Annotated in this window: 7 protein-coding genes; 2 read left to right on the top strand and 5 right to left on the bottom strand. The window is 42.1% G+C overall.

Annotated features, from left to right (window positions below):
- The first annotated feature begins 294 nt into the window (after window positions 1–294).
- Window positions 295–2,262, top strand: coding sequence for a putative bifunctional diguanylate cyclase/phosphodiesterase (locus V7K32_RS15120; protein ID WP_334994522.1), 1,968 nt, complete (start codon window positions 295–297; stop codon window positions 2,260–2,262).
- Here V7K32_RS15120 and V7K32_RS15115 read toward each other — a convergent pair.
- The 5 genes from V7K32_RS15115 to V7K32_RS15095 all read right to left on the bottom strand — a co-directional run bounded on the left by V7K32_RS15115 (window position 2,240) and on the right by V7K32_RS15095 (window position 10,353).
- Complete coding sequence (locus V7K32_RS15115) at window positions 2,240–3,349, bottom strand: WD40 repeat domain-containing protein (protein WP_334994520.1); 1,110 nt, start codon at window positions 3,347–3,349, stop codon at window positions 2,240–2,242. The genes V7K32_RS15120 and V7K32_RS15115 overlap by 23 nt on opposite strands.
- Window positions 3,350–3,413: 64 nt before the next feature.
- Window positions 3,414–3,995: a ferric reductase-like transmembrane domain-containing protein gene (locus V7K32_RS15110; RefSeq protein WP_334994518.1), complete on the bottom strand. Its 582-nt coding sequence runs from the start codon at window positions 3,993–3,995 to the stop codon at window positions 3,414–3,416.
- Window positions 3,996–4,587: 592 nt separating this feature from the next.
- Window positions 4,588–5,583, bottom strand: a complete 996-nt coding sequence (locus tag V7K32_RS15105; RefSeq protein WP_334994516.1) for a PRC-barrel domain-containing protein — start codon at window positions 5,581–5,583, stop codon at window positions 4,588–4,590.
- Window positions 5,584–5,828: 245 nt separating this feature from the next.
- Window positions 5,829–9,488 (bottom strand): chromosome segregation protein SMC, encoded by a 3,660-nt coding sequence (smc, locus tag V7K32_RS15100; RefSeq protein ID WP_334994514.1) that lies wholly within the window; start codon window positions 9,486–9,488, stop codon window positions 5,829–5,831.
- Window positions 9,489–9,882: 394 nt separating this feature from the next.
- On the bottom strand, window positions 9,883–10,353 hold the full coding sequence (locus V7K32_RS15095) for a BON domain-containing protein (RefSeq protein WP_334994512.1): 471 nt from the start codon (window positions 10,351–10,353) through the stop codon (window positions 9,883–9,885).
- A gap of 470 nt (window positions 10,354–10,823) precedes the next feature.
- On the opposite strand from V7K32_RS15095, the gene V7K32_RS15090 reads away from it, so the two are divergent.
- Window positions 10,824–11,744, top strand: a complete 921-nt coding sequence (locus V7K32_RS15090; protein WP_334994510.1) for a ribonuclease D — start codon at window positions 10,824–10,826, stop codon at window positions 11,742–11,744.
- Window positions 11,745–12,043: the final 299 nt, after the last annotated feature.

Here is a 12,043-nt window from a genome sequence, read left to right as displayed (position 1 = left end):
ACTTCTTGTGGGGTGGGCATCTTGCCCGCCCATATACAAGGGCGGGCAAGATGCCCACCCCACAAGATTGGGTAATTTATTTCTTGGAAGTCCCTAAAGCGCAACTACGAGCCAAATACAGAGATTTTACTTTTCGTTACATAGTTTGATTTTATCTTGTCTACCTACTTACGTAAATACTAGAAGTATATCCTGCTATAGTATATATGCCAGCTTATTAGTATTAATAAGTACTAACATTTCAATTTAACAATTACTTACACCCACGCTTCCTAATTTTGCAGCTTCAGCAACATGGATGTAGATGACTTTAGCCAACAGATAGAGCAATTGCAATCGCGGGTAAGGGGAATATGCCAGCGCAGTGCAACTCAATCGAACTCACAACAAGAGCTAATAATAGCGGCTTTCGATGAACTCCAAATAGCACTGGAAGAACTATTGGTTGCCTCCCAGGAGCTAGAGGTAACAAGAGCAAGAGCAGAGAAAGAACGCCAGCGTTACCAAGAATTATTCGATTTTGCGCCGGATGGTTACTTGGTAACTAATACCGTAGGGAAGATCCTAGAGGCTAACTATGCAGCAGCAAGTATGCTCTCTGTACACCAACAATATCTGGTAGGTAAGCCATTAATTCTATTTATTGCTCAACAAGACCGCCAGATATTTCGCTCCCTAATAAATAATTCGCAGCAGATAGAGGACTGCGTAATTGAGATAAAGCCCCGGTTTGGTACACCCTTTCCTGCTAGTATCAGGGCATCTCCAGTGTATGACTCACTAGAAAATTTGGTAGGCTGGCGTTGGTTGCTACGTAATATCAGCGAAGCTAAACAAGCACAAGAACAAGTGGCAAAACGCACAGTGGAACTGGCAAAAGCAAATCAGCAATTGCTGAGTGAAGTTAGAGAGCATAAACGAGCCAAGTCACAACTGCTACACCTTGCATTTCACGATGTACTGACGGGACTGCCAAACCGCGCTTTATTTATGAACCGCTTAGAAGATGCGGTCAATTATGCCAAACGGCATTCAGATTATCTATTTGCTGTCTTGTTTCTAGACCTAGATCGCTTCAAGGTGATCAATGACAGCCTGGGACACACATTTGGAGATCAATTACTGGTTACCGTTGCTCAAAGGCTTCAAGAATGCTTGCGCTCTATAGATATAGCTGCACGGCTGGGAGGAGACGAGTTTATCATCCTACTGGTGGGAATTAGAGATGTATTAGAAGTGGTAGCGGTTGTTGAGCGAATACAAAACAATCTGGCACGAACTGTGGTTCTAGACGGACACGAAGTGTCTACTACAGCGAGTATTGGCATTGCTTTAAGCATAAAAGGTTGTGAACAACCAGAAGATTACTTGCGTGACGCCGATATTGCGATGTACCGAGCTAAGGCACAAGGCAGGGCGTGCTATGAGATTTTTAACACTGATATGCATATTCAAGCAATGGCGCAATTGGAGTTGGTTAACGAGCTGCGCCGAGCTATTGAGCTTCAAGAGTTTCGGGTTTATTATCAACCGATAGTGTCACTCAGTCGCGGCAAGATAACTGGTTTTGAAGCACTTGTGCGCTGGCTACATCCAAAACACGGCATTGTTTTGCCAGAGTATTTTATGTCAACTGCCCAAGAAACCGGCCTAATTATGCTTATTGAGCAGTGGGTCTTGCATGAGGCATGTAGTCAGATACAGCAGTGGCAAAAGCAATTCTCCTCTACTTGTGGGGATCTGGCTGAGTGTGCCTTGACCATTAGTGTTAATCTTTGTACTACTAGGTTCAGTGAAGAAAACTTGCTGCCGCACATCAATAAAGTTCTACAAGACACTGGACTCCCCGCGCCGAGTTTGACGCTGGAGATTACAGAAGGCGTAATTATGGAAAACCATGATAAAGCCATCATCAGGGTAAAGGAACTGAGAAATTTAGGAATTAAGTTAGCAATTGATGACTTCGGTACGGGCTATTCCTCATTAGGTCGTCTCTACCACTTTCCAATTAATCAGTTGAAGATAGACCGCTCTTTTGTTACCAGGAGCATTTTTAATGATGGAAATTTAGATATTGTTCAGACAATTATTACATTGGCACACAAATTAGGTGTGGATGTGACCGCCGAAGGGGTGGAGACAGAAGAGGAACTAGCACTGTTGAGAAATTTGAACTGTGAATATGGGCAGGGATATTTTTTCTCCCATCCATTAGATAGCTCTCAGGCGGCGGCATTAATTATGGCAAATCCTCAGTGGTGATGGACTTGGTTAAATATCTTTCAAGTGTTTGAGTATGAGCGGTAGTATCGCGGGGTATAGACCAAAGTTTGATGGTTTCGTCAGCACTGCCACTTACTAAGGTTTGCCCATTAGGGCTAAAGGCAACAGACCATACAGACTTGGTATGTCCTGCAAAGTTAGCAAGGAGTTTGCCACTAGCTAAATCCCAGAGTTTGATTGTTCTGTCATAACTACCACTGGCTAAGGTCTGTCCATTAGGGCTAAAGGCAACAGACCATACAGACTCAGAATGCCCCTTTAGAGTGTGCAACAATTTGCGATCGCCTAAGCGCCACAGTTTGATGGTTTTATCCATACTGCCACTAGCAAGGGTTTGCCCATCAGGGCTGAAGGCAACAGAACGTACTTCTTGGGAATGCCCTGTGAGAGTCTGTATCAGTGTCGGACTGTCAGTATTTAGCTGCCAAATTCTGATGGAGTTATCTTTACTGCCACTGGCTAACTTTTGGCTATCGGGGCTAAAAGCAAGAGACTTTACCCAGACTACATCCTGGAGCGTAAAGATTTCTTTGCCTGTGTCCAGATTCCAGAGCTTAATGGTATTATCAGCACTGCCACTAGCAAGCAATTTTCCGTTGGGACTTATAGCAACTGCTTCTACATCGTCTTTATGCCCATCAAGGGTATGGATGAGAGTTCCTGTTTCCAGATTCCACAGTTTAATTCGATTATCCCAACTGCCACTAGCGAGTATACGGCTATCAGTGCTAATTGCCAAGGATACAACTGCATCAGCATGACCTTTAAAACTGTGGAGTAATTTACCAGTGTGCAGATTCCAAATGTTGATTGTGCGATCGTAGCTACCACTAACCAAAGTATTACCATCTGGACTGATAGCGATCGCATAAATCCAGGCTGAATTTCCCTTGAGGGTTTGATAAGGTTGAATGATTGGCAAGGCCATAGCCCCATCTGTGGCCATCTGGAATGGAAATAGTAAACGATAGGAGCCAAACCCAACCAAGGTTGCTGTAGACGTAATTGCCAGTAATACTGTAATTTTATTAACAATTTGGTTTGGCACTACAGAGTGAGTCTCCATTTACACAATTTGGGCAACAAATAGTACTAAGAAAATAAAGCTTGTTTTAGTTTCAACTAATTAATTACTTCTGCCGTGCTGTACTAGTGCTTTTTTCTGGTAATTCTGCTTTAGTTACTTTAGTTGTAATTTTTTGTTGCCTATTTTGGTGTTCAATCCAAAGTCGGATGATAAATAAAACTGTGATTAGGCTAATAGCAAAAACGCTAATTGGTGTTAAATATGTCCAATGACCTGACATTTTGTCTGAGATATGCCAAATCAAAATAACCATAGCTACATAAGTGAGTTTATGTAATTGCTTCCAGTTCTTTTTCAGCTTTTTTACACTCCAATTATTAGAAGTTATAGACAGCAGTGTAAAAATTATGAAAGTGCTTACGCCCTGGAAATATATCCAAAATGTCTTGATGTCAAAAAAATCAAAGTTTCTCTTTTGAACCATTAAAAAACCATGACCTAAAGCCAAAAAGAAAGCTATAATACCGATGTTGCGGCGGTGTTTTAGCAACCATTGGGGAATACCAGTCTCTTTTGCTTGCGGAAAAACAATTCTTAGAGTTGTGGGAAGTAATGTGGCTATATAGCTAGCTAGTGATAGAAATCCCAGAATATTAGCAAAGGGTGATTCATCAATTGAAAGCATGATTAATCTCTAAAAATAATATTGTTGGCTATAGTAGAAACCACAGGTATAGGTAATGAAAAATAACCTCCGCTCATCCTATTTGATATAGCGGATAAGCTAGGCATTTTAGATATGAAATAAAGGCTAGTATTTTACCAAGACAACTTTGCTAGGGAAATAAGTTTGTAATAACGATTTTAGTTTTTCTGTTAAGCACTGAAGGACATCTTTTTTTTGGTAATTTTCTACTTACTTAAGTAGGTAGACAATGATAAAACCAAACTATGTAACGAAAAGTAAAATCTCTGTATTTGGCTCGTAGTTGCGCCCTCTTGCGCTTTAGCGCAACTACGAGCCAGTGATAATTATTTGCGCCCACTTACTTACATTCATAAATTAGCAATTAGCCGCTTGATTAATTGTTTACATCGTAGTATGACTACTTGGAGGTTCACAGTACCCTACAGGGTACTCTCTCCAACTGCGATCTTTCCTGGGATGACGCAGCATTAACAAAATAATCACGTTAGTTTAGGCGATGGGTTTTACTTTTATTCATAAAAAAACCCCTCCTCGCTGGCGCGGGGAAGGGGTTGAGGGTGGGGATAACCTAATATCCGCCTTCTTCTTCGTATTCTGGCTGTCTTTCCTTGACCTTTTTGGGAATATTCACCGGTTTTGGCGCATCTTCCCAAGCATCGCCGTCTACATCGTCATAATCATCGTATTCATCAACATAAGGCTTGCTGTAGGGCTGGGCTTCATATTTTAGCGGCTGCGGTTGTTGATACCTGTCGCTGCCTGTTGCCTCGCTCCAGTTATCTTCTTCCTCATCTTCTTCGTATTGAATAGATTCATACTGCCGCGCCTTCATTACCTGACGCTGTGGCCTTTGTTCTTCCACATAGTCTTCTGTCCATTCCTCTTCTCGCGCTACGGGTTCGGGGGCGCGAACTTTTTGCCTGGGTGGCTGCAATGGCACTCCACTAGGCAGTTGATTGGGTGGTGCAACTGTACGCGGTGGAGTATAGCCGTATTCTTCTTCTGCATCGCGTTCCCAAGGGGCTTTGCCGATACCCAGGCGCTCTAGTAAACCAACTGTCAACTGGTTTACCCGTTCTTCGGCTCCCTCAAATACAATCAACCGATTGGGGCCAGTGCTGACAATTTCATCTACTGAGAACTCGTAAGTACTCAGAAATTGATCGGGAATTTGGGGCAATCCTAAAGAAGCGATAACTATGGAGTTAAGCTTGCCGGTTTCGCCGTTGAACTTGAAGCCCCGAACTTTGCCTAAGACTTCACCTGTCTCTGTAATTACTTCCCAGTTAATCAGATTACTGAGAGATTCAACTTCGATATCTTCAATTACATCTTCGTTATCAACCAGGATGACATCACCAATCTGGCTGATGTTGTTGAGGTACATATAGCGCGGTATGCCCGAAATGGAGATCAGGCTGTCTCGCAAACCAACAGCCACAACCTCTCGTTGATCTATATCAACCCAGACTTGACTGATGATGCCTAGCCGCTTGCCGTTGTCGCGGGTAATCACCTGGGTATTTAATATGTCGGAACGCCTAATTATCTGTTCGGAGGTCATTCTATACCGAGTCCTGATCTCGAATCCGGTTTAACGCGAGGTACGACTTATTCTTGAAACCCCACTTCCAAACTTCTCCCCCACAGGGAGAGAGGCTTTGATTTTTGCTCCCCAATCCTTTTAGGGAAGGGGTTGGGGAGCCAGTGCGTTGGGCGGCTGTGCCGACTTGAAGCATCTGGCGTGGTTAGGTTTGAGAGAAAGTCGCACATTACGTGGTTTATCTATACACTATTATTAACAAAAACTCAAGCAGATGTATTGGATGATTGTAACTTAATCCCCAAAACTTGAGTGTAAGCTCCTCGTGCTTGAGTAACGCCAATTGTGCGTTCGGCTGATTCTATCATCGGACGACGCAAACTCACAACTATAAATTGCGCTTGTTGTGACTGTTGTTTAATCATTCTAGCTAATCGCTCTACGTTTGCCCCATCTAAGAACATATCAACTTCGTCAAAGGCGTAAAATGGCGATGGGCGGTAGCGTTGCAGGGCAAAAATAAAGCTCAAGGCTGTAAGTGATTTTTCTCCCCCAGACATGGAAGCTAGGCGCTGTACGGGTTTCCCTTTGGGGTGCGCGACTAAATTTAGCCCGCTACTAAAGGGATCTTCAGGATTTTCGAGTTGCAAATAGCCGTCACCATCTGAAAGGATGGCAAAAATCGATTGAAAGTTTTCGTTGACGGCATCGAAAGCTTCTTTAAAGGCAAGTTGCCGCAATGTGGTAAAATTTTCAATCCGCAAAAGTAATTCGGTGCGTTCCCCTTCTAAAGTTTGCAATTTTTGAGTGAGTTCTTGGAGACGGTTTTGAGTGCGTTCGTATTCTTCTAACGCCAGCATATTAACAGGTTCCATTGCCTGTAAGCGTTTGGTAAGCGATCGCAATTCTTTCTGTAATTCCTCCAAATCTACTTTATCTGGAACTTCCGGCAAGGGATTTGGTAATTCTGCTCCCATATCCCGCAACTGATTTTGTAGTGCAATTAGTTCTTCCCGCCGCTTCTCTTGGGTTTCTTGGAGTTTTTGGATTTCCCATTGCAATTGTTGTTGACGCAAAAGATGCGATCGCACTTCCAATTCTGTAGCGTCGCGTTTTTGTTTCTCTTCTCCCAAATTCTGTTCCATAAGACTCAGCGTCGCACGGGTTTCGGCAATTAAAGTGCTGAGTTGTGAGTGTTGAGTGCTGAGGGAAGTTAGTTGATTTTTTCGCGTCTCTTGCTCACGATGATATTGGGCAATTCGCTCCTCCCCTTCTTGGCTTTTCTCTTGCAACCGTTGTTGTTGATTTTCCAAATTTTTTAATCTTTGTTCTGCTTCCCTTAATGCCGCCTCCCGTTGTTGCAATTGTTGCTCTTGAATTTTAATGGTTGCCTGGATTTGTTGCCATTCGCTGGGGGTTTGGGATGCTTCTAACTCTGCTAAAGCGTGTCGCAATTGTTGCAACTGATTTTCTTGCCCCGGTAATTCCCGCTCTAAAATTTCCAGACGGGATTGAGCAGTGGCTAACTTTTCGCTGTTTTGGGAGAGTTGCGATCGCATCACCTCTAATTGCGCTGTCAAACTCTTAATATCTTTTTGCAACTGCTCCAATTGCAACTGCTGTTCGCGCCGCGCCTGACGCGCTTCTGTTAATTCCTGGCTGAGTTTTTTGGTTCTGGCTGACAAAGTAGCGATCGCTTCTGTACAACGTTCTAAAACTCGCTCAATATCCAGCAAGCGACTTCTTAAAGCGATCGCTTCATCAGATTCCGCCGCTTCCGCATTCCCAAACCGCAAGGCTGAACGCTGGCTGTTACTACCACCAGTCATTGCACCGCTAGTTTCTAACAATTCCCCGTCTAAGGTGACGATGCGATATAATCCTAAATTTTTCCGCGCCGCCTCAAGGTTGGCAAATACTACTGTGTTACCAAAAACATAGCTAAATACATCTTTGTAACGGCGATCGCAATCGACTAAGTTAACAGCATAATTAACGAAACCGCTAGCAAAACGCAGCGTTGCATCTTGAGTAAATTTGGGAGCGTGAATTTTATTCAGTGGTAAAAAAGTCGCTCTCCCTGCACGTTTCTGTTTGAGCAATTCAATTCCGGCTGCGGCGATGCTGTCATCCTCTACCACAATATGTCCCAAACGTCCACCAGCTGCCATTTCCAAAGCTAACTGATGGCGGGGTTCCACTTTGCCCAATTGCACAACTAAGCCACAAAGTCCAGGCATTCCCGATTGTAAAATGACTTTACTAGCTTGGGTTCCTTGGACTTCTTGCTGTGCTTGGGCTTGCGCCTCTATTTTATCCAACTGGCGTTGTTTTTCTCGTTGTTCAAAAAGTAAGCGTTTTTGAGTTTCCTGTTGGATTTGCAGTTCTTGTTCTGTGGCTGAGAGATTTTGGGCTAAATTTTGGATGGGTTCGCTAGAGGCGTTAAATTCCGTTTCAACTTGACTACAGTCAGTTTGTTTTTGGGCTAATAACGGTTCATCGCGTTCAATTAACTGGGTTTGTTCTTGGATTAACTGCTGTAACTGATTATTGCGTTCTGTGAGTTGTGCTTGTTCTGTGCGTTGAGGTTCTAGAGTTTGCAGCAGAGTTTCAATTTGACGGTTGAATGCCGTTTGTTGCTGCACCCACGCTTCCGAAGCTGAGGCGATTTCGGCGGCGGCTTCGCGGGAGGTTTCTAGAGCTTGGTGCGCTTCGTTTCTTTGTTGTTGTGAAGACGCGATATATCCCGTCTCTACAATTTGTGTTTGGGCAATTTCTTCTAGGGAATGACGGTGTTTTTCAATCTCTTGCTGAGTTTGAAGCAGACGTTTGGCGGTTTCCTGCGTTGCTGTTTCTAATTCTGTGAGTTGACGCTGGAGTTGTTTTCGTTCAGCTTCTTGGGTGGCGAGGGTAGATTGTACCGCCAAAAGTTCATCTTCTCCCAATGCTTTGACATGTTTATTGAGTTGTTCCAGTTCAGCAGTTTTTTGGACTATTTCAGAATTTAGGTTTGTGAGTTGGGTAGTGAGTTCAGTCGAATTGCGATCGCTATTTTGAATTTCGTGAACTAATTTCTCAAGTTGTGCTTGTAGCGATCGCCATGATAAAACAGCTTCCCACGATTGTTTCGCTAGAAATTCCGTGCGGAGTTTTTGATATTTCTCAGCTTTCGCCCGATCTTGAGAAAGGCGATCGCATTGTGCAGTTAATTCTGTTTCAATAATCCGACAGCTATCTTCTTTTTCTTTCACCTCATCTAAAGTTGATTTGGCTTGAACAATTTTGCGATCGAACGCCGCCACCCCCGCCAATTCATCAATAATTTCCCGCCGTTCGCGCGCATTCATCGAGATAATGCTGGTGACATCGCCTTGCAGCACAACATTGTAGCCTTCAGGATAAACCCGCAGGTTACTTAATTGCTCATGCAATTCTGTCAGCGTGCAAGCTTCACCATTGATATAGTAATTCGACGTGTAAGTGCCTTGGTGAGTGACTCGCAGCCTTCTAGTAACACTCCACTCTCCCGATTTTGGATTTTGGATTTTAGATTTTGGATTTTCTTCCCCTGCTTCCCCTGCTCCCCCTGCCTCCCCTGCCTCCCCTGCCTCCCCTGCTCCCCCACTCTGCGCCTTTGCGGCTTTGGGTGAGTCCTCTGCTGACAAATCAAATGTCACCGTGACGCTAGCTTCAATAGAAGCGCGTCCTTTAGAGGTTTGGGTGTTATTTACCAAATCTGGGAGGCGATCGGCTCGCATTCCCTTAGAACTGGAGAGTCCGAGGCAAAATAGCAGTGCATCTAGAATATTCGATTTACCTGAACCATTTGGCCCAGATATGACAGTACACCCCGGTAGCAAAGGGACTGATGTTGTGCCACCGAAGGATTTGAAGTTCGTAAGTTCCACGCGCTTGATATGCACCATAGGCGCTGGTTCACTGGGCTAATGAAGAATAAGTGTATCAAGTAATTAAAAATTCGCAAGAGGGTAGGGGGAAATTTAGGGATTATCGAACCACAGAGGCGCAGAGAACGCAGAGAGGGGAAGGAGAATCGTGGTAGTGAGAAAATTATCAGTTCATTATTATTTATTGCAAGACTATTTTACAAGTATGTAAGATGATTTTATGGGTAAATATAATAAAGTATAGTTATAGTTTGGCGCATCTTAAGACAGAATTAGTATAAGGGTTTTAGTGCTTAGAAAATAAGGACTAAATTGCTTACTACGAACTTGCGAATAAAAAACAGGACTTACGCAAATGTAAGTCCTTGTTTGGCTTTTATGCCGATGTTAACTGAGAACTTGAGTTATTCGTTTATGACTTTTTCACAGCTTCAACTTTTGCTTCCACCTTCACCGTTTTTACACCTTTCACTTCTTTAGCCAAAGTTTCAGCTTTCTTGAGTTCTTCAGCAGAAGTGGCTGTGCCTTTAAGGATAATTTCACTCTCTTTGTTTTCAACTTGTAACTTATTACCTGGTAAGCCTTTATTCAACTTTTCGCTAACTTGAGTTTTCAAGTTGCTCTTAGCTTTTGTTGCTGCCGTTTTTGCAGAATCGGTTTTAGTAGTATCTGTGCTAACTGCTAAAGGAGTCGTTTGTATTACTGGAATTTTAGCAGTAGTTTTATCCCCAGTTTGATTTATCTGAGAAGCTGGTGTTGCTGTTGGTTGAGCAGCTTCATTAGTAGCGCTAGGAGTTTCTGAACCAGTTTTAGGAGCCTCTTGACAGCCAAAAGTACCAACTACCAAAATGCTACTAACTAGTAATAGAATTAGCTTTTTCATTATCTTCTCCAAATTGAATAAATACTAGAAGCGATTAATTGAGGTGTGTGTGATTGTGAGGAGCAGATGTTAAAAAGCAATTAAATGTGAAGTAGCAAAACTTTCCAAGCAAGTACTCAGGTTGCTGGAAATTGAAACTTAGACGATTTATTGAGGCTAAGATTTTGCAGCCATTTCTGAGAAGCGCCAATTCAATTTTCCTGACGGTTGCTAACCAGGATGCCTCTGCATACAGTCTGTAGCTCTCTATGAATTTAATGTAGATGCACAGTAGCTCTTTCGATGGTAGACTATGCAGCCAGTAGTGACTCGATGTTATCAGATTTAAGTCAGTTTGGCGATATCTAAGCCTATGCAACTCAAAACTTCAGCATTTTTGCAATCCTGTGGCAGCAAAATTACCAACAAAATGTTACTTTAGAAAACTATGGCTTACTTACAATGCCCCAAATATCAGGAAATATTAGCCAATGCCATACCTTACTTCCGCCGGCGAAATTAGTGCCATTGTCGCTGAATATACCAACGCTAAAACGCTGTGGATAGATACAGAAGTAGCTGACTATAAAAGCCGTAATCCTAGACTATCGCTGATTCAGGTATTAGATAATCCCAAAGATATGAGTGGCGATCGCGTCTACCTGTTAGATGTCCTAGATAAGCCTAATATTATAGCTGAATTTATTGAAAAAGTTATGATAAATTCTGCAATTGAAAAAGTTTTTCATAACGCCAGTTACGATCTAAAGCTTCTCGGTAACAAGAAAGCCAAAAATATTACTTGTACTTTAGACATAGCAAAAAAAATTCCCTATTATCTTTTACCATTACCTAATTATCAACTCAAAACCATAGCTACATCAGTTTGTAGCTTTAACAATATCGATAAACAAGAACAAACAAGCGATTGGGGAAAACGTCCTCTGACTGAAGAACAGATAGAATATGCTTACTTAGATTGTATTTATCTGGCTCAGATTCACTCAAATTTATTAGATTTACAAGCCCAAGCCAGCCCCGATCCCGCAACGGAAGACTTAATATCACTAAGTGGCAGATACTCGCAACTTGAGCAACAATGCAAGTTGTTAAATTCAGAATCTGAACATTTACAAGAACGCATGAAAAAAGCCATGCAAGCTCAGAATATATCTGAAACTGCCTATTACAAACTGACTAGTTATGAACGGACTACAGTCAAAGCTACTTTTACAGAATTGGCAAGGCTAGCCCAAAGTGAAGGGATTAATTTAGATTTTCCAATCACACTCACTCAGAAACTCCAAAAAGATTTAGGACAAAATCTGGAACAACTTTCTGTAGATATTGAAAAAACCACCTCTTGGCGGCTAAATTCCAAAATTCAAGAAAGTGGTATTGAGGATGAGTAAATTGTTTAGATGGCTAGAAATGCCAGATTTTATAGAGTTATTATCTGAGAATAGATATTAATATTTAATTTTTTTTCAAAAAGGATTCTAAAAAAGATGAACAACAGTAAGTTTCTGTTCATAAATCCATTGTCAAGAATTACAGAGATGACAATAGCAAAAAGCCAAAATGACAAGTTTTATACTTTATGTTTTATGAGTTTTCCTTAATATAACTATTAAATCACTTTATTGAAGATCAGGTAAATTTATAAATTAACTTGAAATGTCTATTAAAAGCTAGAATTAACTATTGAGTT

Origin of the sequence: Nostoc sp. (genome assembly GCF_036917635.1) — a bacterium.
Classification (GTDB): Bacteria; Cyanobacteriota; Cyanobacteriia; order Cyanobacteriales; family Nostocaceae; genus Nostoc.
This window is presented reverse-complemented; position numbering and strand designations above follow the sequence as displayed.

Coding starts and splice junctions, on each gene's coding strand:
- V7K32_RS15120 (WP_334994522.1), top strand. CDS start 295: ATGGATGTAGATGACTTTAGCCAACAGATAGAGCAATTGCAATCGCGG.
- V7K32_RS15115 (WP_334994520.1), bottom strand. CDS start 3,349: ATGGAGACTCACTCTGTAGTGCCAAACCAAATTGTTAATAAAATTACA.
- V7K32_RS15110 (WP_334994518.1), bottom strand. CDS start 3,995: ATGCTTTCAATTGATGAATCACCCTTTGCTAATATTCTGGGATTTCTA.
- V7K32_RS15105 (WP_334994516.1), bottom strand. CDS start 5,583: ATGACCTCCGAACAGATAATTAGGCGTTCCGACATATTAAATACCCAG.
- smc (WP_334994514.1), bottom strand. CDS start 9,488: ATGGTGCATATCAAGCGCGTGGAACTTACGAACTTCAAATCCTTCGGT.
- V7K32_RS15095 (WP_334994512.1), bottom strand. CDS start 10,353: ATGAAAAAGCTAATTCTATTACTAGTTAGTAGCATTTTGGTAGTTGGT.
- V7K32_RS15090 (WP_334994510.1), top strand. CDS start 10,824: ATGCCATACCTTACTTCCGCCGGCGAAATTAGTGCCATTGTCGCTGAA.